The organism is Phenylobacterium sp. (genome assembly GCF_004799515.1).
In the GTDB taxonomy this organism is placed as follows: domain Bacteria; phylum Pseudomonadota; class Alphaproteobacteria; order Caulobacterales; family Caulobacteraceae; genus Phenylobacterium.
In genome coordinates this window covers 1-23471 of record NZ_SSMX01000027.1, presented here as the reverse complement: position 1 = coordinate 23471, position 23471 = coordinate 1, and the positions used below count along the sequence as shown (strand labels likewise).

The following is a 23471-nucleotide window of genomic DNA, read 5'->3' as shown; positions in this document are numbered from 1 at the left end:
CCTCCACAGAACATGGGTGGCGGGGTGGCTAGCGCACCTGCTTCAGCGCCTCGGCCACCTCGTCCACCGCCTCCGGCGTCGTGGCCCAGGAGCACATGAAGCGGACTGAGCCGTCGAGGAAGCGCTGGACCCGCCAGCCGGCGGCCAGCAGGCGCTGCAGGGCCGGCTCGTCCATGTCCACGAAGACGCCGCTCGTCTCCACGGGGTGGGCGAGCGGGAAGGGCACGGCCGCGGCCAGGCGGGCGGCCATGGCGTTGGCGTGGGCGGCGTGGCGCAGGGCCGCGCCGTCCTCCAGCATGCCGACGAAGGGCGCGGCGTAGAAGCGGCTCTTGGACGGCAGCTGGCCGGACTGCTTCAGCCGCGCGTCGAACCGCCGGGCGAGGCCCTTGTCGAGGATCACCACCGCCTCGGTCGGCGTCATGCCGGCCTTCGTTCCGCCGATCACCAGCAGGTCGACGCCCAGCGGCTTGATCGTCGCCAGGTCGAAGCCCGCCGCCGCGGCGTTGAACAGGCGCGCGCCGTCGAGGTGGACGGAGAGTCCCTTCGCCCTGGCCGGCGCGATCAGCGCGCCCATCGCCTTGGCGTCATAGACCGCGCCGTATTCGGTGGCGTTGGTCAGCGACAGCGCCGCCGGCGACTGCACGTGTCCGCTTTCCGCCTGGCCGAGGGCGGCGGTGAGGGCTGCGCCGTCGATACGGCCGGAAACGCCCATCAAGGGGATGATCCCCAGGCCGTGGCCGAAGAAGCTGGGCGCGCCGGTCTCGTCGATGGTCACGTGGGCGTGGCCGTGGGCCAGCACCGCCTCGAAGGGCCGGCAGAGCGCCGCCAGGCAGATGGCGTTGGCGGCGGTGCCGGAGGCCACGAAGCGCACCTCGGCGTCCACATCCAGCAGCTGGCGGATAAGGTCGCCGGCGCGGGCGGTGACTGCGTCGGCGCCGTAGCTGGCCGCGAAGCCCCTGTTGGCCTCGACGAAGGCCGCCAGGGCCTCGGGCGCCGCGCCGGCGGTGTTGTCGGAGGCGAAATCGTAGCGGGCTGCGGTCATTCCGCGGTCTCCCGGAGGATGTCGCAGAAGGTGGTCATGTCGATGTTGCCGCCCGAGACCACGCAGACGATCGGCCCGTCCCCGGCCCCCTTTTGCTGGATCTGGCCGGTCAGCGCCGCGGCCAGCGGCAGGCAGCCCGCGCCCTCCGCGATGATCCGCGCCTTTTCCGCCATCAGCCGCAGGGCGCGCCGGGTCTGGTCCAGGGTGACGACGATGGAGCCATCGACCAGCGGCTGCATCCGCTCCCACATGCGCGGGAAAACGCTCTGGCCGCCGGCGCCGTCGACGAAAGAGGCCTGCCATTCCGGGTACTTCTGGGGTGAGCCCATCTCCAGCGAGCGGGCGAAGGGCGCGGCGGTGTCGGGCTCGGCCGCCCAGACCTTGATGGCGGGCTTCTCGGCCTTCACGGCGCTGGCGACCCCGGTGATCAGGCCGCCGCCGCCGACGCCGCAGATCACCGCGGCGGCTTCGGGGCAGTCCTCCAGGATCTCGAGGCCCATGGTGGCGTGGCCGGCGATGAAGGCGTCGTCGTCGAACGGGTGGACGAAGGTCCCCTCGACGCCGGGATAGGCCCGGTCGTCCAGCGCGTTCCAGGCCTCCTCGTAGGAGACCAGCACCAGCTTCGCGCCAAGCGCGCGCATGCGCTCCAGCTTGGCCTTGGGCGCGGTCTCGATGGCGACCACCGTGCAGGGCGCGCCGGCCTTGCGCGCGGCGAAGGCCACGCCCTGGCCGGCGTTGCCCGCGCTGATGGTCCAGACGCCCAGCTTGCGTTCCTCGTCGGAGAGCAGGGCCACGGCGTTGGCCGCGCCGCGCAGCTTGTAGGCGTTGATCGGCTGGAGGTTCTCGAGCTTCAGGCGGATGTCGGGAAAGCCTGCGCCCAGCTCCAGCTTGACCAGCGGCGTGCGGATCGCCGTGCCCTTGATGCGCGCCACCGCCGCGCGGATCTCGGCGATTTCGATCGGGCGCACGGGCGCGAGCGTCGCGGGCATGGCGGGTCCTTCTGAGCGGCTCTGGCTTGTTAGCGCAAATCGCAATCGACGCCAGAGCGTGTTCCTCCTCCCCTTGTGGGAGGAGGTGGCAGCCGAAGGCTGACGGAGGTGGGGTCGAAAGCCTTCTCCGCTGCTAAGCTGAGCCATGGATCGCGAGGCGGCCATCAAGCGGGCGCGGCGGCTTCGGCGAAATCCCAGCGCCACCGAACGCGCCGTCTGGGAACGCCTGCGCCAACGCCGGCTCGAAGGCCTGAAGTTCCGGCGTCAGATGCCCATGGGTCCCTATGTCCTGGACTTCGTCTGCCTGAGACACCGGCTGGCCATCGAAGCCGACGGTCCCTTCCATGACCCGGTTCGTGACGCCGAACGCGACGCCTGGCTGCTGGCCAAGGGCTTTCGCGTCCTGCGGTTCAGCAACCGCGAAATCCTGGGCTCGCCTGACCTCGTCGCCGACCGCGTTCTCGCCGCGCTCGACGAACTGCCGCCTATCCCGACCATCTGAGCGACCCCACCTCCCACCTGCTTCGCAGGCCACCTCCTCCCGCAAGGGGAGGAGGAACGGATGCGCAGCTTCTTATAGTTCCCGCGCCCAGGCGCGGACCTCGTCCACGTAGAGGTCCGGTTCCTCCATCGCGGCGAAATGGCCGCCGCGCGGCATGTCGCGCCAGCGGACGATGTTGTAGGCGCGCTCGGCGAAGGACCTGGGCGGGGCCTGATAGAGCGGTTCGCCAGGGAAGTTGGCGAAGGCGGTGGGCGTCTCGCAGCGCTCGCCGGGCTGGAAGGCCAGGCCGCCTTCCTCCACCAGGCCCCGGTAGTACCAGGCGCCGGTCGTGAAGCTGCCCGTCATCGCGTAGAGCATGATGTTGGTGATCAGGGCGTCCTTGCCGTAGGCGGCGTCCAGGTCCTTGGCCGACAGGTCCGACCAGTCGTGGAAGCGCTCCAGGATCCAGGCGGCCTGGCCCACCGGGTTGCCGGCGGCCATCCAGGCGATGGACTGCGGCTTGGAGACCTGCAGGCGGAAATAGGCGCCCATGACGTCCATCATCGCCGCCTGCCGCTGCGCCCAGGCGATCTCCGCCTCGCCCTGCGCCCCGCCGTGCGGCCGGAAGCCCAGCATGTTGAGGTGGATCGCGCGGGCGTTTCCCCCGTGGTCGCGGCCGAGCCAGGAGGTGACCATCGCGCCCCAGTCGCCGCCCTGGGCCAGGTAGCTCGGATAGCCCAGGACCTCGGTCATCAGGGTGTTGAACAGGCGCGCGGTGGTGCGCTGGCCGACCGGACGGGCCGGCTTGGAGGAGAAGCCGAAGCCCGGCAGGGACGGGATCACCAGGTCGAAGGCGTCGGCCGCGTTCCCGCCGAAGCGGCTGGGGAAGGCCAGCTTCTCGATGGCGCCCCAGAACTCGTAGTGCGAACCCGGCCAGCCGTGGGTGACGATCAACGGCCGCTTACCGCCGGCCTCGCCGACCACATGCAGGAAGTGCAGGTCGAAGTCCTCGACCCGGGCGATGAACTGCGGGAAGCGGTTGAGGTCGGCGACGGCGGCCCGCCAGTCGTAAACCTCCGTCCAGTGGTCGCAGACGGCCCTTCAGATAGGCCCCGTCGCAGCCGTAGGCCCAACCGCCCAAACCGTCTTCCGGGGAGAGCCGCGGCGCCGGCGGCCAGGGGTAGGCGCGGATCCGGTCCAGCAGGGCCTCGACCTCGGCCGCGCGCCAGTCCACGTCGAACGGCCGGATATCGGGCATGGGCGCCTCAGTCTTGCGGGCGCACGCCGCGCATCAGGGCCACGTCGAGGCCTTCGAAGATATGCCGCGCTCCGCCGGGCGGCAGCATGCCGGCCAGCTCCAGGATCACCGAGCCGTGGATCGCGGCCCAGAACATCAGGCCGATCTGCCGCGGATCGCCGGCCATCAGGCCTTCCTTGATAGCGTCCTCGATGTGGGCGGTCATGGTCTTCTGGGCGCGGACGCCAGCGGCCACCAGCTCCGGATACTTTTCGACGTTCGGCTGGTTGAGGTCGAACATCAGCTTGTAGGCGTGCGGGTTGGAGAGGGCGAAGTCCACATAGGCCGCGCCCACCGCCTCACCGATGGCGCGCGCGCCGTTGGCGCCGCTGCGGGCCGTCTCCAGGGACTCGGCGAAGCGGTTGAAGCCGTTGGCCCGCACCGCGGCCAGGATGTCGTCCTTGTCCTCGAAATAGCGGTAGGGCGTCATCGGCGAGACGCCGAGCTCGGCGGCCAGCTGGCGCATGGTCACGGCGTCGGGGCCGCGCTCCGCGAACAGGCGCTCCGCGGCTTCGCAAAGCCGCTCCCGGAAATCGGCGACGTCGGTATCTGACAATACGCGCGGCATGGCGACTCAGAGGTTTGCATCAAAAGCGTTGCAATGTGGATCGTTTTACGAGATAAATTTACGTAGTAAGTTTTCCTAGACTCCAAGGGAGGCGCGCCGATGGACGGCAATGTGCGGTTGAACCCCTATCTGGCCGGCAACTTCGCCCCGGTTCGCAGCGAGGACGACTTCGATCTGAAGGTGGTGGGCGAGATTCCGGCCGGCCTGCGCGGGGCCTTGTTCCGGATCGGTCCCAATCCCCAGTTCGAGCCCCGCGACCCGGAGCATCACCACTGGTTCGGCGGCGACGGCATGGTCCACGGCTTCTATGTCGAGGACGGCAAGGTCTCGTACCGCAACCGCTATGTCCGCACGCCTAAGTGGCAGCTGGAGCACGAGCACGGCCGCGCCCTGTTCGGCGGCATGGGCAATCCCATGAACAGCGACCCACTGACCGCCGGCAACGAGGGCGGCGTCGCCAACACCAATATCGTCTGGCACGCCGGTAAGCTCATGGCGCTCGAGGAAGGCCACCATCCCTTCGAGATGGATGTGAAGACCCTGGAGTCGAAGGGCTATGTCCGGCCCTACCGGGGCAATGTCACCGCCCACCCGAAGATCGACCCCAAGACCGGCGAGATGACCTGGTTCGCCTATGGCGTCGGCGCGCCGCTGTCGGCGGGCATGAGCTATGGCGTCACCGCCGCCGACGGCGCGGTGATCCGCCGCGACAACTTCCAGGCTCCGTTCGCGTCGATGGTCCATGACTTCATGACCACGCAGAGCCACGTTTTATTCCCGGTCATGCCGCTGACCGCCAGCCTCGAGCGGGTGATGAAGGGCCTGCCGCCCTTCGCCTGGGAGCCGGAGAAGGGCGCCCACGTGGGCGTGATGCGCCGCGACGCCGACGTCTCGACGATCCGCTGGTTCAACACCGAGGCCTGCTACGTCTTCCACCCGCTGAACAGCTGGGAAGAAGGCGACCAGATCTTCTGCGACGTGATGCGCTACGACGTGGCGCCCCTGTTCCCCAAGGCCGACGGCTCGCCGGGCGACAAGGCCGCCGCGCGGCTGGTGCGCTGGACCTTCGACCTGGCCAGCCCGTCGAACGCCATCAAGGAAGAGGCGTTGGACGACATGGACGGCGAGTTCCCCCGGGTCGATCCACGGGTGGAGACGCTCAAGCACCGGCACGGCTGGTACGCGGCCGACCCCTCGGGCTCCGGCACCGTGCGGATGAACGCCATCGCCCACCTCGATCTCGCCACGGGCAAGCGGCAGGTCTGGCCGCTGGACGCGGGCGACGCGACCTCGGAGCCGGTGTTCGTACCGCGCTCGGCGGACGCCGCCGAGGGCGACGGCTGGATCACCGCGGTGATCTACCGCGCCGCCGAGGACCGCAGCGACTTCGCGGTCTTCGAGGCCCAGGATCTGGGGAAGGGGCCATTGGCGCTCGCCCGGGTGCCCAGGCGCGTGCCCTTCGGCTTCCACGGCAACTGGGTCGGCGCCTAGTCGGGTTCAGTCGTCGGCGCAGTCGCAGCCGCCGTCATCTTCGCAGTCGATCTGGTCGACGAGCCGCGTCGCCTGCCACAGTTCGATGGTGGGAACGCCCTCTTCGCAGAGTTCCTCGGCCTGATCGACGGCGGCTTCGTCGTCGGCCGCTTCCAGCCATTGTCCGTTGACGATGTGGCGGCGGCTGTCCAGGCGGTAGGCGCGGTAGGTGGTCATTCCGGTAACCCCCAAAAAACTTAGCCGTTAGAACGAGCGCCACCGTGAAACGGTTGCGTGGCGCCGGCGCGGGCCTAGAACGGCCGGCGGATGAGCGACTTTCACGCCTTCGTCGAGGAGCTGTTCGCGGGCTTTGGGCCGGTGCGGATCAAGCGCATGTTCGGCGGCGCGGGGATCTACGCCGGTGATGTCATGTTCGGCCTGATCGACGACGAGACCATCTACCTGAAGGCCGACGGGGCCCTGAAGGCGGAGCTGGCGGCGGAGGGCTCGGCGGCCTGGGTCTACAGCCGCGCTCCCGGACGCTGGGAGGAGACCTCCTATTGGCGGCTGCCGGAGGCCGCGCTCGACGATCCCGACGAGGCCGCGGCCTGGGCGCGCAAGGCGCTGGCGGCGGCCGAGGCCAAGAAGGCGGCGAAGCGTCGCTGATCGAGCATGGGCCGCTTCGGCATGCTACTTCGCCGGCGGGCCCAGGAGCTGCCGCAGCGGATTGAGCGGGCCGAGCGGGGTCAGCTCGAAGGTCATCAGGTGCGCGCGGCCGAGCGGCAGGGCTTCCAGCATGTCCCGGGCCGCCTTCGGGTCGGTGACGTTGAGGATGAAGGCCACGCCGCGCTTGTCCTGCAGCGAGTACCATTGGTCGATCTTGCCCTCGAGGTAGAGCTGGGCGGTGGCGCGCACTTCCGAGGGCAGGATCGCCGTCGCCTTCGCCATGTCCGACCCTGGCGCGATCGTGCCGATGGCGAGGATTTTGGTGGTCGGGACGGGCGGCATGGCGGGCTGCGCCGCCGCGGGAAGGGCTAGGGCCAAGGCGGCGGTTGCGGCAACGAGGACTTTGAACCGATGCGTCGTCATGGCCTCTCCTTCGTCGGGGTGAAGCGGCCCGGCGCCCGGCCTAGATCAGCGCCCCGTGGCAGTGCTTGAACTTCTTGCCGGAGCCGCAGGGGCAGGGCGCGTTGCGGCCTGTCGATTCCCAGTTGTCCGGCAGGGCGCTGACCGGCAGGGCCTGGCGCTGCTCGGCGTTCAGGCCGTCGGGCAGGGCGCCCATCTCGGCGGCGTTCTCGCCGGTCAGGGGATCGAGGTGGATCTCCTGGAAGCGGCCGGGCGGCGGCTGCGGCGGCGCCTCGAACTGGAACTCCACGGTCATCAGCCAGCGGGTGACGTTCTGGCGCAGATCGGTGAGCAGGGTCTCGAACAGGCTGAAGGCTTCGGTCTTGTACTCGTTCAGCGGGTCGCGCTGGCCGTAGCCGCGCAGGCCGATGACGTTGCGCAGGTGGTCGAGGTGCATCAGGTGCTCACGCCACTGCAGGTCGATCATCTGCAGGACGAAGCTCTTCTCCACCGTGCGCATGTGCGGGCCGACCTGGGTGTCGCGCTCGGCGGCGCGCGCGTCGGCGGCTTTGACGATGCGCGCCTCGATCTCCTCGTTGGCGATGCCGTCCTCGGCCGCCCAGGCCTTGATCGGCAGCTCCAGGCCCAGGTAGTCGCGCACGTGGTGCTCCAGGCCGTCGGTGTCCCACTGCTCGGCGTAGGCCTTGGGCGGCAGGAAGCGCGAGACGAAGTCCTCGATGGTGTCGTTGCGCATCTCGGCGACCACGTCGGAGATGTCCTCGGCGGCCATGAACTCCGCGCGCTGTTCGAACACCGCCTTGCGCTGGTCGTTCACGACGTCGTCGTACTTCAAGAGGTTCTTGCGGATCTCGTAGTTGCGCTGCTCGACGCGCTTCTGGGCTGTGGCGATGGCGCTGTTCAGCCACTTGTGGGTGATCGCCTCGCCTTCCTGGACGCCGAAGGTGCGCATGATCGAATCCAGCCGCTCGCCGGCGAAGATGCGCAGGAGGTCGTCCTCGCAGGAGAGGAAGAACTTGGAGTGGCCGGGGTCGCCCTGACGGCCGGTGCGGCCGCGCAGCTGGTTGTCGATGCGCCGGCTCTCGTGGCGCTCGGTGCCCAGCACGAAGAGGCCGCCGGCGGCGAGCGCCTGGGTCTTCTTCTCGGCGATCTCGGCCTCGATCTGCTCGCGGCGCTTGAGGGCCATTTCCGGGGTCGGCTCCACGCCCAGGACGCGCTGTTCGTCGCGCCAGTCGGCGAGCTTCATGTCGACGTTGCCGCCGAGCTGGATGTCGGTGCCGCGGCCGGCCATGTTGGTGGCGATGGTCACCGCGCCCGGCACGCCGGCGTCGGCGACGATGCCGGCTTCCTGCTCGTGGTAGCGGGCGTTCAGCACACTGTGCGGGATGCCGTTCTGCGTCTTGCCGTCGATCTCGAACTTGTGGGCCTTCAAGAGGTCCGACAACTGCTCGGACTTCTCGATGGAGACCGTGCCCACCAGGATCGGCTGGCCGCGCCTGAAGCAGTCCTCGATCAGGGCGATGATCGCCACGTGCTTCTCGGCGGAGGTGCGGTAGACCTCGTCGTCGTCGTCGATCCGCACCACCGGCCGGTTGGTCGGGATCTCGGTGACGTCCATCTTGTAGATGTCGAGGAATTCCTGGGCCTCGGTGGCGGCCGTGCCGGTCATGCCCGACAGCTTTTCATAAAGGCGGAAGTAGTTCTGGATGGTGACGGAGGCGAGCGTCTGGTTCTCCGGCTGGATCACCGCGCCTTCCTTGGCCTCGATGGCCTGGTGCAGGCCTTCGGAAAGGCGGCGGCCGTGCATCATGCGCCCGGTGAACTCGTCGATCAGGATCACCTCGCCGGCGCGGACGATGTAGTCCTTGTCGAGCTGGTAGAGCACGTTGGCGCGCAGCGCCTGGTTCACGTGGTGCACCACCGAGACGTTGGAGGCGTCGTAGAGGCCCGCGGAATCCTCGGCCAGGTGGCCGCCCGCCTGCAGGATCTCCTCGATCCGCTCCGAGCCGTCCTCGGTCAGGATCACCTGCCGCTGCTTCTCGTCGAAGTCGTAGGAGGTCGGGTCCTTGATCAGCTCTTTCACGAGCAGGTCGATGGTCTTGTAGAATTCCGAGCGGTCTTCGGTCGGCCCGGAGATGATCAGCGGCGTGCGCGCCTCGTCGATCAGGATGGAGTCCACCTCGTCGACGATCGCGAAGTTGTGGCCGCGCTGGACCATCTCGCTGGCGTCGTAGACCAGGTTGTCGCGCAGGTAGTCGAAGCCGAACTCGTTATTGGTGCCGTAGGTGATGTCGGAGTTGTAGGCCGCCTGGCGCTGGTTCTGGCTGAGGCCGTGGACGATGACGCCCACCTCCATGCCGAGGAAGCGGTAGACCTGGCCCATCCACTCGGCGTCGCGCTGCGCCAGATAGTCGTTGACGGTGATCACGTGCACGCCCTTGCCGGCGAGCGCGTTCAGGTAGACCGGCGCGGTGCCGACCAGGGTCTTGCCCTCGCCGGTGCGCATCTCGGCGATGCCGCCGGCGTGCAGCACCATGCCGCCCACCAGCTGCACGTCGTAGTGGCGTTGGCCCAGCGTGCGGCGCGCGGCCTCGCGCACCACGGCGAAGGCCTCTTCCATGAGGTCGTCGAGGGTCGCGCCCTTGGCCAGGCGCTCGCGGAACTCCACGGTCTTGGCGCGCAGCTCCTCGTCCGACAGCGCCTTGGTGGCCGCCTCCAGCGCGTTGATCTTCAGGACGCGCGCCTGCATGGCCTTGACCTTGCGGTCGTTGGAAGAGCCGAAGAACCGTTGGAAGATGCTCAAGGGAGAGGTCCGGTTGATGCGGTGGGCGCGGCTATTGCCCGTCGCCTGCCGGGAAAACTTGCTCTTTTAAGGGCGCGGGAGACTTAAGCAGCGACCCCCATGGTGTCAACGCGGCGCGGCGTCCGCCCTCACGCTTCCCCCCCTCGCGCGAACCGGCTGCGGACCCCGCCGGGCTCACCCCAGATTGGCGAAGAGCACGCCGATGTAGAGGACCATCAGGGCCAGCGCGGAGGTCGCCGAGGCGAGCTGGACGAGGGGGCCGCGGCTGGACAAGGCCGTGACGCCACAGGCGAACAGGGCGCCGTGGAACGCCAGGTTCAGCGGAGTTGGCAGCACGCCGGCGATGACCAGGTCCTTGGAGAGGCTCACGACCAGCACGGCCAGGAAGATCCAGAAGAACCACAGGCGGTGGGCGAAGAAGTGCGCCCGCATATCCCGCTCGGTCGACTGGGGACCCGGCAAGGCCAAGGACGCCAGCAGGAACAGCAGGATCGGCTGGAGCAGCACCACGGTGAATTCGAGGAAGTTCCAGTCGCGGACGCCCCGCAGGGCGAACATCGCCCACCAGGTCTGCACGTGAACCAGCAACAGGAAGCCGGCCCAGAGCGCGGAGGGCGCGTAAGGCTTGATCTCGCGCCGCAACTCCAGCCACCGCGCGAACGCCGAGAGCAGCTGGGTGATGCCAAGGCCGAGGACGATCGACAGCAGCACCGAGAGATAGTCGAAGGCCTGCATGGCTGGCTCCCTCGGGTTCGGCCTTAGCTCCGGGTCACCAGATCGCCAGGCCCTGGCTGGTGGGCAGCTCCAGCACCGGTATGCCCCGTTTGCCGAACCATTCCGTCTCGGCGACGTGCTGCTTGCGGTAGGGCAGGGCGCCGAAATCGTCGAGCACGATCATCGCGCCCGGGACCAGCCGGTCCTCGATCGCATCCAGGGCGCCGATCTCGGCGGCGGCGTTGTTCATGTCGATATGGGCGAAGGCGATCTGGTCCGGCAGGCCCTGGCTGAAGCTTTCCGGGACGGCGCCCTTGATCACGCTGACGTTCGCGAAGTCCGCGAAGCGCGCCTTCACTGTCTCGAACAGCTCCGCCCCGTGCTCCGGCATGGCGTGGTGGTTCATCGAGGCGTCGTGCTCGAAGAGGTCGTAGAGGAAATAGCGCCGCTCAGAGAGGTCGACGCTGTCCATCAGGATCCGCGCGGTGGTGCCCTTGTAGCAACCGCACTCCACGAGATCGCCGCCGCGGCGCATCGCCTGGCGGGCGGCCCAGACCACCGTGGCCGTGCGCCACAGGACGCCGCGTTCCTCCGGTGTCTGGGCGTGGACCTTCCAGGCCTCGATGAAGGGCTCGTCGGTCAGGAAGCCGAGGTTGCGGCCGAAGGCGATCAGGTTGTCGGCGGCGAACCAGCCCCGCTTCACCCGTGCGGCGGCCACCAGGCTGTCGATGCCCGCGCCGAAGGCGACAGGGTCCGCGACGCCCCAGAAGAATTTGCTGCGGAAGAGTGGGCTTTCCATCGCCCGATCCTTAGCCGCGCCGTGGGCTGCGACCAAGGACCGGGCCGGAAAAACCGAGGTCTAGAGGACCTCGAAAAGTCCTGCGGCGCCCTGAAATCGCGAGGCGCGATTTCAGTGACTTTTGATGATGGGCGCCGCAGCCGGACCTTTTTGAGGTCTAGAGGACCTCGAAAAGTCCTGCGGCGCCCATGCCGCCGCCGATGCACATGGACACCACGACGTTCTTGGCCCCGCGGCGCTTGCCTTCCTGCAGGACGTGGCCCGCCAGGCGCGCGCCGGTCATGCCGAAGGGGTGGCCGATGGCGATGGAGCCGCCGTTGACGTTGTACTTCTCCGGGTCGATGCCGAGCTTGTCGCGGCTGTAGAGGCACTGGCTGGCGAAGGCTTCGTTGAGCTCCCAGAGGTCGATGTCGTCGATCTTCAGGCCATGGCGTTCCAGCAGGCGCGGGATGGCGAACACCGGGCCGATGCCCATCTCGTCCGGCTCGCAGCCGGCGACGGCCCAGCCCTTGAATACGCCCATGGGCGCGAGGCCCCGGCGCTCGGCCTCCTTGCGCTCCATGATCACCACCGAGGCCGAGCCGTCGGAGAGCTGCGAGGCGTTGCCGGCGGTGATGTACTTGCCGGGACCCTTCACCGGCTCGAGCTTGGCCAGGCCCTCGATCGTGGTGTCGGGACGGTTGCACTCGTCCTTGTTGACCACGTAGTCGACGATGGTTTCTTCCTTCGTCTCCTTGTTGACCACCTTCATCTTGGTCTTCATCGGGACGATCTCGTCGGCGAACTTGTTCGCCTGCTGAGCAGCGGCCATGCGGCGCTGGCTCTCCAGGGAATATTCGTCCTGCGCCTCGCGGCTGACCTTGTAGCGCTCGGCGACGATGTCGGCGGTGTCGATCATCGGCATGAAGATCGCCGGATACATCCGGGTCAGTTCGGGATCGAAGTTGTCCTTGCCCGCGCCCATGTTGGGCATGGAGATGGTCTCCACGCCGCCGGCCACGACCACGTCGGCGCCGTCGTTGCGCACATAGTTGGCCGCCATGCCGATGGTCTGCAGGCCCGACGAGCAGAAGCGGTTCACCGTCACGCCAGAGGTGGTGATCGGCAGCCCGGCGAGCAGGCCCGCCTGGCGGGCCATGTTGCCGCCGCCGTGCGCCACATTGCCCATGAAGACGTCCTCGACGGCCTCCGGCTCGATGCCGGCCTTGGCCACGGCGTGCTTCACGGAATGGGCGGCGATGGAGACGGTGGGGGTGATGTTGAAACCGCCGCGGGCGGACTTGGCCAGACCTGTGCGGGCGTACGAGACAATAACGGCTTCGCGCATTTTAAATGATCCTCCCAACATATTGGTCCGGAGCGTCCTTAGGCGGGCGCAAGGGCGCGCAACCTTTGCATCCCGGGATGTAAATGGCTAGGGACGGGCAGGCGTCCTGGGAGGTTTCGGGAGCCCAAGAACTCCCGTCCATATCGAGGGTGAACCGCATGGCCGTCGTCCGGCCTTTCCGCTCGACCCAGATGCCGAAGGGGCTGTTGCTCGCGGGCCTGATCGCCGCCGCGGCGCTGGGGCTGTCGGCGTGCGGCAAGGGCGGCCATGCCGAGCACGCGCCGGAGCGCGGCGACGCGGCGGTGGCCAAGGTGGACGGCCAGACCGTCTGGTCCTCCGACGTCAAGCGCGAGGCGGTGGCCCAGGGCCTGATCGGCGAGGGCGAGCCGCTCGACGTCTCCTCCGACCTCTTCCGCCGGGTGTTGGACCAGGTGGTCGACCAGCGCCTGCTGGCCGGCGAGGCGGTGCGGCGCAAGCTCGACAAGGATCCCGCCGCCCAGCGCCGCCTGGCCGCCGCCCGCGACCGGGTGCTGGGCGACATGCTGGTGGAGAGCGTGGTCGCCGACGCGGTCAACGACAACGCCGTGCGCGGCCTCTACCAGGAGCAGCTGAAGCTCGCCAAACGCTCGGAGGAGATCCACGCCCGCCAGATCGTGGTCGCCACCGCCGCCGACGGCGAGGCGGTCAAGAAGCTGCTCGCCTCCGGCGCCTCCTTCGAGGCGCTGGCCATGGAGAAGTCCACCGACGCGGCCACCCGCTTCAACGGCGGCGACCTGGGCTATTTCACCGTCGACGTCATGCCCGAGGCCTATGACGCGGCGCTGAAGACCGCCAAGCCGGGCCAGGTCGTGGGGCCGTTCCCGGTCGAGGGCGGCTTCGCCATCGTCAAGGTCGAGGACCGCCGCACCGAACAGCCAATCACGCTTGAGGCCGCCCGGCCGCAGATCGTCCGCTTCCTGACCTACGACCAGATCCGCGACCTGCTGGAGAAGCTGCGCGGCCGGGCCAAGGTCGAGGTGATGGTCAAGACCGATGCGCCCAGCCAGGCGGTTCCGCCGGCCGACGCGCCGAAAGCCCTGCCCGCGGCGCCCGCGCCGCTACCCGCCACCGCAACGCCAGGGGCGAAGAAATGACCCGCAAGCCTGCCTCGCCGAAAGCCCCCAAGGCGGCCGCCGCCAAGCGCGCCGCTCCCAGGTCCGCGCCCCCCAAATCCGCATCCAAGGTGCTGGAGGCGGCCGCCCGGCCGGTCGAGGCGGTGGGCCACACTCTCGAACGCGCCTTCGACCCGCTGGCCAGCGCCCTGAAGCGCGCGGCCCTGAAGCGCGCCGACAAGCAGGCCAAGCAGTTCGCCGCGCCGGCCAAGGGGGCCCTGCCCGTCTCGCCGCTCGCTGTGCCGTTCCCAAAGATGCCGCCCATCGCCGGCGTGGAGATGGCGACCGGCCGGGCAGGCTTCTACAAGCACGAGCGCGACGACCTCCTGGTCATGCATTTCCCGGACGGGGCGAGCTGCGCCGGGGTCTTCACCCGCCATGGCGTCGGCTCCGCGCCGGTCGACTGGTGCAAGCGCCATCTGGAGATGACCAAGGGCGAGGACGTGCATGCCCTGGTGGTCAACGCCGGCTGCGCCAATTCCTTCACCGGCCGGCCCGGCGCGGACGCGGTGCGCCGCGTCTGCTCGGCGGCCGGCAAGCGGTTCGACTGCCGCCAGCGCGACGTGATGGTGGCCTCGACCGGGGTGATCGGCGTGCTCCTGGACGACGCCAAGATCGTGCACCGCCTGCCCGAGGTCGCCACCCGCCTGGCCGAGGACGGCTGGGCGAACGCGGCCCGCGCCATCATGACCACCGACACCTTCCCGAAGGGCGCCCACGCGGTGGCCGATATCGACGGAACGAAGGTGAAGATCAGCGGCATCGCCAAGGGCTCGGGCATGATCGCGCCGGACATGGCGACAATGCTGGCCTTCGTGGTGACGGACGCCGCGATCTCGCCGGCCGCCCTGCAGGCGCTGGCCAGCCTCTACACCCGCAACACCTTCAACGCCGTGACCGTGGACGGCGACCGCTCGACCAACGACACGCTCCTGCTGTTCGCCACCGGCAAGTCCGGCGCGCCGAAGATCAGCCGCGCGGGCGACCGGCGGCTGGCCGACTTCCGCGACAAGCTGGAGCAGGTCTTGATGGATCTCGCTCAGCAGCTTGTCCGCGACGGCGAGGGCGCCAGCAAATTCATCAAGGTCACCGTCACCGGCGCCGAGAGCCACGCCTCCGCCCGCAAGATCGCCCGCACCATCGCCGAGAGCCCGCTGGTCAAGACCGCCTTCGCCGGCGAGGACGCCAACTGGGGCCGCATCGTCATGGCCGTGGGCCGCGCCGACGAGCCGGTGGACCGCGACTCGATGAGCGTGAGGTTCGGCCCGCTGGTCGCCGCCCAGGACGGCCTGGTCTCGCCCACCTACGACGAGGCCAAGATGAGCGCCTACATGAAGAAGAAGGAGCTGGAGGTCAGCGTCGACGTCGGCATGGGCCGCGGCTCCGCCAGCCTGTGGACCTGCGACCTCACCAAGCGCTACGTCGAGATCAACGGCGACTACCGAAGCTGAGCCCGCTCAGTCGGCCGGGGCCATCAGGGTCCGGGCCACCACGCGGTTGACCTGCATCACGCCGCCGAAGAAGGCCTCGACCTCGTCTGAGAAGGCGCTGGAGAACTCGACCCGGTCGGCGGCCGGCAGGGTCAGGGCTCCGGCGGCCTGGGCGTCATCCAGCAGCCGGTTCACGTGGGTGCGCGAGACCCCGTAGCGGCGGGCAAGTTCGGCGCGGCTCAACCGGGCGGTCTCCATTAGCCGGCCGCGCTGCGCCGGTTGGCGCACCATCAGGTGCTGCAGCATACGCATGCCGCCGTCGCGGGCGATGAAGATCTGCCTGAGCGGGCCGCCGGGGTTGCGGTTCAGTTCGGGCCGGAAGTTGAGCAGCATGCCCACCGCCGTGGCGGCCTGGCGCGCCACCGTGTCCGATTTCAGCCGGGGCAGGGCCTCGGCCACCTCCGGCGCGACGATGGCGGTGGCCTCAAGGGCGCCGACCAGCCGCTCGCGGGTGGGATCGATGAAGGCCGGGGTCAGGACGAGCCTGCGCCGCGCCCAGGGTTCCGGACCCGGCGGCACCGTCAACCGTCCAGCGGCCTGGGCGTAATGCACGAAGGCCAGCACGCGCCCGCGGCTGCAGGTGCCATTGGACGCCGCGGTCATAGCCAGGCGGGCGAAGGTCAGCCCCTCCGGCGTGCCGTCCAGGATGGTCGCCGCCAGATAGAGCGCCGCGCGACCGAGGTCTTTCAGCAGCCAGCGGGTGGCGGCGTCCTGTTGCTCGTAATGGACGAGGGACTCGCGGGCGAACGCCTCCACGGCCTCGCGGAAGCGGGGATGGCCCCGCAGGTGCGCGACCGCGGCGTCGGACAGCAGGTCCGTCTCGTCCGCCTCGATAAGGTCGGTCCCGTCCATGGCTCCCCGAACGCCGTTCTAGAGCGTTGCGGCGAACACCTACGCCGTAAACGGCGGCGCAGGCGAGAGGGTTCGTGCGTCAGGCGACGGACAAGTCCGCCGCCTGAGCATTCTGTTAGCGGTTCGACCAGACGCCGGTGCGGCCGGCGGGCTGTCCGCCGCCATTGCCGCCGGCCGCGCCGCCAGCGCCGCCGCCGTCGCGCCGCGGGCCCTTGAAGGCCGGCCGTCCGTGTCCGGACTTCGCCGGCTGGGCCTGGCCGCCACGGGTCTCGCCCGAGCGCGCCGGAGCGCCCTCGTGACGGTGTCCGCCGCCCTGGCCGCCGCCGCCGTGGTTGCGGTTGCGCTTCGGCTGGTGCTGGCCGCGGTGCGGTTGCGCGCCGCGGGTGTCCTCGCGTTCCGCCCGGCCGCCTGGATCGGGCAGGGCCGCGGTGGCCGCGCCAAGCTGCTTGTCGTTGCGGCGGTCGAAGGACGGGATGGTCTGGCGCGTCACCTTCTGGATGTCGCGCAGCAGGTTGCGCTCGTCGTCGGCGCAGAACGCCACCGCCGAGCCGTCGGCGCCGGCCCGGGCCGTACGGCCGATCCGGTGGACGTAGCTCTCCGGCACGTTGGGCAGCTCGTACTGCACCACGTGGGTCACCGCGTCGATGTCGATGCCGCGCGCGGCGATGTCGGTGGCCACCAGGGCCCGGACCTTGCCGGCCTTGAAGTCGGCCAGCGCGCGTTCCCGCTGGCCCTGGCTCTTGTCGCCGTGGATGGAGGCCGCCTCGACGCCCACCTGCTCCAGGCCCTTGGCCACGCGGTCGGCGCCGCGCTTGGTGCGGGTGAAGACGATGACGCGCTTGAAGCCGGCGTCGTCGAACAGCTCGGCCAGCAGGGCGCGCTTGCGGCCTTGCTCCACGAACAGGACCTTCTGGTTGACCTTCTCCACCGTGGTCGCCTGCGGGGTCACCGCGACGCGCAGGGGATCGTGCAGCATCTCGCTGGCCAGCTTGCCGATCTCGTTGGGCATGGTGGCGGAGAAGAACAGGTTCTGGCGTTGCTTCGGCAGCTGGGCGACGATCTTGCGGATCGGCACCACGAAGCCGAGGTCGAGCATCTGGTCGGCCTCGTCGAGCACAAAGGTCTCGACGCCGCCCAGCGTGATGGTGCGCTCCTGCAGGTGGTCGAGCAGGCGGCCGGGCGTGGCCACCAGGACGTCGACGCCGTTGGCCATGGCGCGGTGCTGGGCGCCGTACTTCACGCCGCCGAAGATCACGGCGACGGAGACGCCCATGTGGCGGCCGTAGGTCTTGAAGCTCTCGCCGATCTGGGTGGCGAGTTCGCGGGTCGGCGACAGCACCAGGACGCGGGCGCCTTTGCGCTGCGGCTGCTTCCGCTCGACGGCCAGGCGGTGGAGGATCGGAAGCGCGAAGGCGGCGGTCTTGCCGGTGCCCGTCTGGGCGATGCCCTGCAGGTCGCGGCCGGCCATGACGCCGGGGATGGCCTGCGCCTGGATCGGCGTCGGCTCGGAGTAGCCTTCCTGCGTCAGCGCCTTGAGCAGCGGGGCGGCCAGACCGAAGTCGGAGAATTGGGTCAAACGATAACTTTCACATATGCGCCAAGCGCGCCGGCTCGACCTGGTCGAGGGTGCGGGACGCGGGTCTTTGGGGAAGCGCCCCGCGTGATGGGCGATCTATGGATCTTACGGCGCTCGACAGGCTGGGTCTTCGTTGCGGAAGAACCCCACGCGGCTGGAGCACCGAGTACGTCATAGGATGGCGACGCGCCGTGCACATCGGCTTTCGCACCTGCGAAGTCAACCCACGGTGGGTCTTTGGCCGCAGGCTGTTGCCTTTATGACTCAGGCTATGAATGGATGGCTCCGGATCGGGAGGGAGCCGGAATGAGACTGCCCAGCCTCGTCGTCGCACTTGTACTTGGGGTCGCCGGACTGGCGCGGGCCGCGCCTTCGCCGGCCGATCAGGCGGCGATCGCGGCCTTCGAGACGCACCTGACGCCGGCCTCAGCCAAGACGCCGCCCGACACCAAGACCCTGGCCGAGCGCATGGCGGAGTTGAAGGTCCCCGGCGTCAGCGTCGCCTTCATCGAGGACGGCAAGGTGAAGTGGACCCGCGCCTATGGCGTCGCCGCGGCGGGCAGGAGCCAGGCCGTCACGCCCGACACGCTGTTCCAGGCCGCCTCGATGAGCAAGGCGCTCGCCGCCGCGGCGGCGCTGCGGCTGGTCGACCAGGGCAAGCTCGACCTGGACAGCGACATCAACACGCACTTGAAGGCCTGGAAGGTCCCGGACAGTCCGTACACGGCGGAGAAGAAAGTCACCTTGCGGGAACTGCTCAGCCACACCGCGGGCCTGACGGTCAGCGGCTTCCCGGGGTACGAGGCCGGCAAGCCGGTGCCGACCACGGTGCAGATCCTCGACGGGGCGCCGCCGTCGAACACGCCGGCAGTGCGATCCTTCGAACCGCCCGGCGCCTACGCCTATTCCGGCGGCGGCTACACCGTGGCGCAACTGGCCATCGTCGAGGCTGGCGGCAAGCCCTATCCGGCGCTGCTGGACGAGCTGGTCCTGCGCCCGGCCGGCATGCGCCAGTCGACCTTCTCCCAGCCCTTGCCGGCGGCATTGATCGGCAAATCGGCCAGCGGCCACGACCGCAAGGGCGAGGTCATTCCCGGCGCGCGGCACACCTATCCGGAGTACGCCGCCGCGAGCCTCTGGACCACGCCGTCCGACTATGGCCGCTTCTATATAGCCCTGCAGGGCGCCTACGCCGGGCGGCCGCATGCCTTGCTCAGTCCGGCGAGCGCGAAGGCGATGATGACGCCGGTCGACGCCAACTACGGGCTGGGCCTGGAGCTCGGCCATTGGGGCGGCCACCCGTTCATCCAGCACAGCGGCGGCAACGCGGGCTTCCAGTGCAACGCCCTCGCCCTGCTGGACGGACCGCGCCAGGGCGTGGTGGTCATGACCAACAGCGACGTCGGCGGCCAGCTGGCGATGGAGATCACCCGCGCCGTGGCCGCCGCCTATGGCTGGGGCGAGCAGGACCCCGCCACCCGCGGTTCGCCGCGCCGCGCGCCCATGGTCCCGCCGGCCGCCAGGTGAGCGAACCTCCGATCGCCAAGAAGATGCTGCTGGTCGCCGCGGCGGCCCTGATCGACGCCGACGGCCGCGTGCTGATCTGCCAGCGGCCGGAGGGCAAGCAGCTGGCCGGCCTCTGGGAATTTCCAGGCGGCAAGGTCGAGCCGGGCGAGACGCCGGAGGCCTGCCTGATCCGCGAGCTCGACGAAGAGCTGGGGATTTCCGTCACCCAGGCCTGCCTGGCGCCCTTCGTGTTCGCCAGCCACGAGTACGAGGCCTTCCACCTCCTGATGCCGCTCTACCTGCTGCGCCGCTGGTCCGGGACGATCGTCGCCAAGGAGCACAAGGCGCTGGCCTGGGTGAAGCCGTCCAAGCTTGGCGACTATCCGATGCCGCCGGCCGATGCGCCGCTGGTGGCCTGGCTGCGCGATCTCATCTGATAGGCTAGGCTGCCTACAAATCGGAAGACGGGGCGGGCGCATGAGACATCTGAAAAGCTTGGTGTTGGCGGCGGCCCTCGCCCTGACGGCCGGCGCGGCGTCCGCCCAGGCCTGGTTCGGCGCGCCGACGCCCGGGCCGGTGAGCCCGCCGGACAAGCCCACCTTCCATGCCGGCCCGGCGAGCTATGGCCCCGCGCCGGCGCATGTGCGGCCCGCCGACGATGCGCGCGGTGCGCTGTCCGGCGAGAAGATGATGGCCGACGTGCGCCGGATCGTCGGCTTCTCCCTGGAGCGCAAGGCGGCCGGCGACCTGCTCTACGGCCGGATCAGCGGCCTGCCGGGCGAGAAGGCCGTGGTCGACTGGGCGGTGGCCCGGCTGAAGGCCGACGGCCTGACCGACGCCCACGCCGAGCCCTACGTGTCCGAAGCGCCGCTCTGGCTGCCGGTGAGCTATGAGCTGCGGGCGATGACCGACGGCAGCCCCGACGTGGTGCTGGCCTCGGCCGTGCCGATCCGCAACCGGACCCTCAAGCCGGCCGCCGCCGAAGGGCCGCTGGTCTTCGTGGGCCGCGGTTCGGCCGCCGAGCTCGCCAACGTCGACGTGAAGGGCAGGGTCGCGGTGGTCAATGTCGTGCCCGACGACAGCCTGTTCGCCGCCCGCGAAAAGGGCGTCGCCCGTGAGCTGGAGAAGCGCGGCGCGGTGGGCGTGATCAACGCCGTCGAGAGCCCCGGCAACCTGCTCTACTACGACAACCGCTACGGCTGCGACGCCGCGCCCTGCTTCCTGGTGGGCGGCGACGACGGGGCGTTCCTGGAGAGCGTCATCGGCCGCGCCGCCAAGGCTGGCAAGACGGTGCGGATGAAGCTCACGCTACAGGCCGAGGAGCGGCCGAACCTCACCGCCTGGAACGGCGTGGCGACCATCCCCGGCATGAGCGACGAGGTGGTCATCGTCAACGCCCACGCCGACGCCTGGTTCGACGGCGCCGACGACAACGCCGACGGCCTGGCGGTGCAGCTGGCGCTCGCCGACTACTTCGCCCACCGCAAGGAGAAGCCGGCGCGGACCCTGGTCTTCATGGTCTCCGGCGGCCACCACACCGCAGTTGGCGCGGCGGCCTTCATCAAGGCCCATCCGGAGATCATCAAGAAGACCGTGCTGGTGATGAACCTGGAGCATCTGGCGCAGATCGCCGTGACGCAGGCCGCGCGCCTCGATCCGGCGGCGCCCGGCGGCTACGAGAGCGGCGTGTGGACCGCCAACACGACCGAGACGACAAAGCAGGCCGGCGCGGTCAACGCCGGCCCCTACGTCTGGGCGCTGATGGGCAAGGCCTCGAAGCGTTACGGGGTGGTGACGAGCTATGAGCCGACGCCCAGCGCGCCGGGCGACCTCGGCGCCTACATCCGCGCGGGCCTGCCTTCGGCCCAGCTGATCTCCAGCGAGGTCTACTACCACTCGTCGGGCGACACGCCGTCGACCATCTCGGTCCCCGGCCTGGAACGGGCCGCGGCCTTCTATGCCGGCTTCATCGAAGACGTCGCCAAGGCGCCGCGGGAGAAGCTCAAGGGGCCTCCGCCCGCCGCGCCGGGGCGCTAGGCCGTCAGGCCTTCGGCTTGCCGCCGCCATCCTTGAAGGCTTCCTGGACCTCGGCTTCGGTGATCCGCGCCGAGGGATCGCCTTTCTGGTTAAGGTTCTGCTCCTCGGTGCCGTCGCCCATCATGCCGGGGTGCTTCTCTTCCGTCTTGCCGCCTTGGCCGTCCTGCGAATGCTGGCCCATCGAGAATCCTCCGTTGTGGTGAGGCCAAGCTAACGGGTGGCGCGGGGCGGACGTTCCTGGACCGCTTCAACCGTCGCCGGGCAGGCGGTGTTCGACGGTCCCCAGGGCGTCGGCCAGGCGCATCTTGGCCGAGCCGGGTTGGAGCGGCTGCGGCTGGCTCGCGTGCGGCGCCCAGCCGGTGAGGGTCACGATCTCGAAGGTCGCGACGATCCGGCCGTCGGGGCCGGCGAACCGTTCGGCGTAGATCTCGCTGGCGCGGGCCAGCAGGGCGCGGGTGAGCGCGCGCGGATGGCGGTCGGCGAGCACATTGGTCTCGCCCATCTGGCGCAGGTCGGCGAGCAGCTTCAGCGGGTGCTCGTAGCTGACGCTCACCCGGTCGACGTCGGCGACCGGCAGGGCGAAGCCGGCGCGCTGCAACAGGCCCGCGGCGTCGCGGCTGTCGGCGAAGGGCGACACCCGGCTGCCCGCGCCGCCCCAAAGCTCATCCTCCGCCTGGGTGAGGGCCTGGCGCAGTTCGGTGAGCGTCGAGCCGCCCAGGAAGGACGCCAGCAAGAGGCCGTCCGGCTTCAGCGCCCGGCGCAGCTGGATCAGCGCGCCGACCACGTCGTTGGTCCAGTGCAGGCCCAGCGTCGTGACCACGAGGTCGAGGCTTTCGGCCGCGAAGGGCAGGTGTTCGTCGTCGATGGCCAGGCGCGGCCCGGCGCGGCCGGCCAGCATGGCGCTCGAGAGGTCCGCCTCGACCAGCAGACCCACCCGCGCGGCGGCGCCTGGGTTCTCGGTCAGGGCCTCGCGGAAGGCGCCTTTGCGCGCCGAGAGGTCGACGGCCACCGGGAAGTCCCGCATGATCGCCTCGAGGCGCTCGACCAGGTCGAGGGCGGCGCGGCGCTGCAGGAAGTCGGCGGCCGCGAACCCGCCCGCGGCGCGGTCCAGGCGCTTGCGGTGCAGGGCGCGGTCGAAGAGGCGAGGAGCGGCGGACATTATGAGCGCGGAAGATGGCCTCTTCGCCCTGCTTGTCAAAGACGGCGGCCTGTTGCGGCCCGGCCCGCGCGCCCGGGCGCTGCTGCGCGGCACGCTGGACCTGATCTTCCCGCCGCGCGCCATGGACGGCGGGACCGTGATGGCGGCGGGGCTTTCCGCGGAGGCCTGGAGCCGCATCCAGTTCCTCGACGGCCCGGTCTGCGACGGCTGCGGCGCGCCGTTCGAATTCGACATAGGTTCGCGTTGCGCCGCGTGCCTGGCCCAGCCGCGGGCCTTCGACGCCGCCCGCGCGGCCTGCCTTTATGACGAGACCTCCCGCGAGCCGATCCTGAAGCTGAAGCACGGCGACCGCACAGACCTTGCGCCCCTCTTCGCCCGCTGGCTGTCGCGCGCGGCCCAGCCGCTGATCGAGGAGGCCGACGCGATCGCCCCGGTGCCGTTGCACCCGTCGCGCCTCTTGTCGCGCCGCTACAACCAGGCCGCCGAGATCGCCCGGCCGCTGTCGCGGATGACCGGCGTGCCCTACCTGCCCGACGCCCTGGTCCGCCGCCGCGCCACGGACACCCAGGGCGGCAAGTCCGGCGTGTGCCGCAAGCGCAACGTCGCCGGCGCCTTCGAGGTGCCCGGCCGCCGCGCCTGGCGGGTGGCCGGCAAGCGCGTCCTCCTGATCGACGACGTGATGACCACCGGCGCCACCGCCGAGGGCTGCGCCCGGGCGCTGAAGGCCGCCGGCGCGGTGCGGGTGGACGTCGCAGCGGTCGCGCGGGTTAAAGAGATGTCCAGACTCACCATATGAAGCTTCCGCGACAGGATTTGCCCGAAGAGCCCCCTGGAACACCGATGTCCCACGTCACCATCTACACCAAGCCCTATTGCCCCTACTGCATCCGCGCGATCTCGCTGCTGGAGAAGAAGGGCGTCGACTTCACCGAGGTGGAGGCCGCTTTCGACCCGGCCAAGCGGCAGGAGATGATGCAGCGCGCCGGCGGCCGGGCGACGTTCCCGCAGATCTTCGTCGGCGAACAGCACATCGGCGGCTGCGACGAGATGATGGCCCTGGAACGCGAGGGCAAACTCGACCCCCTGTTGCAGGCGGCGGCCTGACGCCTTCCCTCCCCATGAAGGGG

24 protein-coding genes and 1 pseudogene are annotated in these 23471 nt (G+C 69.8%); 10 read left to right on the top strand and 15 right to left on the bottom strand.

Annotated elements, in window-relative coordinates; genetic code table 11:
- Positions 1 to 28: 28 nt before the first annotated feature.
- Together E8A49_RS11980 and E8A49_RS11975 are read right to left on the bottom strand one after the other, a co-directional pair.
- Positions 29 to 1042, bottom strand: a complete 1014-nt coding sequence (locus tag E8A49_RS11980) for a beta-eliminating lyase-related protein (RefSeq protein ID WP_293381122.1) — start codon at positions 1040 to 1042, stop codon at positions 29 to 31.
- Positions 1039 to 2031, bottom strand: a complete 993-nt coding sequence (locus E8A49_RS11975; protein ID WP_293381119.1) for a threonine/serine dehydratase — start codon at positions 2029 to 2031, stop codon at positions 1039 to 1041. Before E8A49_RS11975 ends, E8A49_RS11980 begins: the two co-directional genes overlap by 4 nt.
- Positions 2032 to 2176: 145 nt before the next feature.
- On the opposite strand from E8A49_RS11975, the gene E8A49_RS11970 reads away from it, so the two are divergent.
- On the top strand, positions 2177 to 2533 hold the full coding sequence (locus E8A49_RS11970) for a DUF559 domain-containing protein (protein WP_293381116.1): 357 nt from the start codon (positions 2177 to 2179) through the stop codon (positions 2531 to 2533).
- A gap of 72 nt (positions 2534 to 2605) precedes the next feature.
- On the opposite strand, the gene E8A49_RS11965 is transcribed toward E8A49_RS11970, so the two are convergent.
- The 3 genes and pseudogenes from E8A49_RS11965 to E8A49_RS11955 all read right to left on the bottom strand — a co-directional run bounded on the left by E8A49_RS11965 (position 2606) and on the right by E8A49_RS11955 (position 4377).
- Positions 2606 to 3466, bottom strand: coding sequence for an alpha/beta hydrolase (locus tag E8A49_RS11965; RefSeq protein WP_293381113.1), 861 nt, complete (start codon positions 3464 to 3466; stop codon positions 2606 to 2608).
- An 18-nt stretch (positions 3467 to 3484) separates the two neighbouring features.
- Positions 3485 to 3550, bottom strand: a pseudogene (locus E8A49_RS11960) (hypothetical protein); the annotation flags it as partial.
- A gap of 227 nt (positions 3551 to 3777) precedes the next feature.
- Positions 3778 to 4377 carry a TetR/AcrR family transcriptional regulator gene (locus tag E8A49_RS11955; protein WP_293381110.1) on the bottom strand — a complete coding sequence of 200 codons (600 nt, stop codon included), beginning with the start codon at positions 4375 to 4377 and terminating at the stop codon, positions 3778 to 3780.
- Between the two features lie 99 nt (positions 4378 to 4476).
- On the opposite strand from E8A49_RS11955, the gene E8A49_RS11950 reads away from it, so the two are divergent.
- Positions 4477 to 5868: a carotenoid oxygenase family protein gene (locus E8A49_RS11950; protein ID WP_293381107.1), complete on the top strand. Its 1392-nt coding sequence runs from the start codon at positions 4477 to 4479 to the stop codon at positions 5866 to 5868.
- Between the two features lie 6 nt (positions 5869 to 5874).
- On the opposite strand, the gene E8A49_RS11945 is transcribed toward E8A49_RS11950, so the two are convergent.
- Positions 5875 to 6084, bottom strand: coding sequence for a hypothetical protein (locus E8A49_RS11945; RefSeq protein WP_293381104.1), 210 nt, complete (start codon positions 6082 to 6084; stop codon positions 5875 to 5877).
- Between the two features lie 90 nt (positions 6085 to 6174).
- On the opposite strand from E8A49_RS11945, the gene E8A49_RS11940 reads away from it, so the two are divergent.
- Positions 6175 to 6513, top strand: coding sequence for a TfoX/Sxy family protein (locus E8A49_RS11940; RefSeq protein ID WP_293381101.1), 339 nt, complete (start codon positions 6175 to 6177; stop codon positions 6511 to 6513).
- A gap of 24 nt (positions 6514 to 6537) precedes the next feature.
- Here the strand turns inward: E8A49_RS11940 and E8A49_RS11935 are convergent, their stop codons facing one another.
- The 5 genes from E8A49_RS11935 to E8A49_RS11915 form a co-directional block, all read right to left on the bottom strand.
- Complete coding sequence (locus E8A49_RS11935) at positions 6538 to 6936, bottom strand: hypothetical protein (RefSeq protein WP_293381098.1); 399 nt, start codon at positions 6934 to 6936, stop codon at positions 6538 to 6540.
- A 40-nt stretch (positions 6937 to 6976) separates the two neighbouring features.
- On the bottom strand, positions 6977 to 9733 hold the full coding sequence (gene secA / locus E8A49_RS11930; RefSeq protein ID WP_293381095.1) for a preprotein translocase subunit SecA: 2757 nt from the start codon (positions 9731 to 9733) through the stop codon (positions 6977 to 6979).
- 174 nt (positions 9734 to 9907) lie between these two features.
- Positions 9908 to 10468: a hypothetical protein gene (locus tag E8A49_RS11925; protein WP_293381092.1), complete on the bottom strand. Its 561-nt coding sequence runs from the start codon at positions 10466 to 10468 to the stop codon at positions 9908 to 9910.
- A 34-nt stretch (positions 10469 to 10502) separates the two neighbouring features.
- Positions 10503 to 11246 carry a class I SAM-dependent methyltransferase gene (locus E8A49_RS11920; protein WP_293381089.1) on the bottom strand — a complete coding sequence of 248 codons (744 nt, stop codon included), beginning with the start codon at positions 11244 to 11246 and terminating at the stop codon, positions 10503 to 10505.
- 157 nt (positions 11247 to 11403) lie between these two features.
- The gene (locus tag E8A49_RS11915; RefSeq protein WP_293381086.1) at positions 11404 to 12573 is read right to left on the bottom strand and encodes an acetyl-CoA C-acyltransferase; all 1170 of its coding nucleotides are present in this window, start codon (positions 12571 to 12573) and stop codon (positions 11404 to 11406) included.
- 158 nt (positions 12574 to 12731) lie between these two features.
- Here E8A49_RS11915 and E8A49_RS11910 point away from each other — a divergent pair, with 158 nt between their 5' ends.
- Both E8A49_RS11910 and argJ read left to right on the top strand, forming a co-directional pair.
- Positions 12732 to 13706, top strand: a complete 975-nt coding sequence (locus E8A49_RS11910) for a peptidylprolyl isomerase (protein WP_293381083.1) — start codon at positions 12732 to 12734, stop codon at positions 13704 to 13706.
- Positions 13703 to 15175: a bifunctional glutamate N-acetyltransferase/amino-acid acetyltransferase ArgJ gene (gene argJ, locus E8A49_RS11905; protein WP_293381080.1), complete on the top strand. Its 1473-nt coding sequence runs from the start codon at positions 13703 to 13705 to the stop codon at positions 15173 to 15175. Before E8A49_RS11910 ends, argJ begins: the two co-directional genes overlap by 4 nt.
- A 6-nt stretch (positions 15176 to 15181) precedes the next feature.
- Here argJ and E8A49_RS11900 read toward each other — a convergent pair whose 3' ends face one another.
- Both E8A49_RS11900 and E8A49_RS11895 read right to left on the bottom strand, forming a co-directional pair.
- Entirely contained in the window at positions 15182 to 16066 is an 885-nt protein-coding gene (locus tag E8A49_RS11900; protein ID WP_293381077.1) for a hypothetical protein, read from the bottom strand.
- 115 nt (positions 16067 to 16181) lie between these two features.
- Positions 16182 to 17642, bottom strand: coding sequence for a DEAD/DEAH box helicase (locus tag E8A49_RS11895; RefSeq protein WP_293381074.1), 1461 nt, complete (start codon positions 17640 to 17642; stop codon positions 16182 to 16184).
- Positions 17643 to 17948: 306 nt separating this feature from the next.
- Between E8A49_RS11895 and E8A49_RS11890 the strand changes: the two genes are divergently transcribed.
- From E8A49_RS11890 to E8A49_RS11880, 3 genes are read left to right on the top strand one after another with little or no spacing between them, the layout of a single operon-like run.
- Entirely contained in the window at positions 17949 to 19169 is a 1221-nt protein-coding gene (locus E8A49_RS11890) for a serine hydrolase (RefSeq protein WP_293381071.1), read from the top strand.
- 11 nt (positions 19170 to 19180) lie between these two features.
- Positions 19181 to 19585 carry an 8-oxo-dGTP diphosphatase MutT gene (gene mutT, locus E8A49_RS11885; protein ID WP_293381480.1) on the top strand — a complete coding sequence of 135 codons (405 nt, stop codon included), beginning with the start codon at positions 19181 to 19183 and terminating at the stop codon, positions 19583 to 19585.
- 40 nt (positions 19586 to 19625) lie between these two features.
- Positions 19626 to 21185: a M28 family peptidase gene (locus E8A49_RS11880; RefSeq protein ID WP_293381068.1), complete on the top strand. Its 1560-nt coding sequence runs from the start codon at positions 19626 to 19628 to the stop codon at positions 21183 to 21185.
- Between the two features lie 4 nt (positions 21186 to 21189).
- Here the strand turns inward: E8A49_RS11880 and E8A49_RS11875 are convergent, their stop codons facing one another.
- Positions 21190 to 21366, bottom strand: a complete 177-nt coding sequence (locus tag E8A49_RS11875) for a hypothetical protein (protein WP_293381065.1) — start codon at positions 21364 to 21366, stop codon at positions 21190 to 21192.
- 66 nt (positions 21367 to 21432) lie between these two features.
- Entirely contained in the window at positions 21433 to 22344 is a 912-nt protein-coding gene (locus E8A49_RS11870; RefSeq protein WP_293381062.1) for a methyltransferase domain-containing protein, read from the bottom strand.
- Position 22345: 1 nt separating this feature from the next.
- On the opposite strand from E8A49_RS11870, the gene E8A49_RS11865 reads away from it, so the two are divergent.
- Entirely contained in the window at positions 22346 to 23140 is a 795-nt protein-coding gene (locus tag E8A49_RS11865; RefSeq protein ID WP_293381059.1) for a ComF family protein, read from the top strand.
- A gap of 44 nt (positions 23141 to 23184) precedes the next feature.
- Entirely contained in the window at positions 23185 to 23448 is a 264-nt protein-coding gene (gene grxC, locus E8A49_RS11860) for a glutaredoxin 3 (protein WP_293381056.1), read from the top strand.
- Positions 23449 to 23471 lie beyond the last annotated feature (23 nt).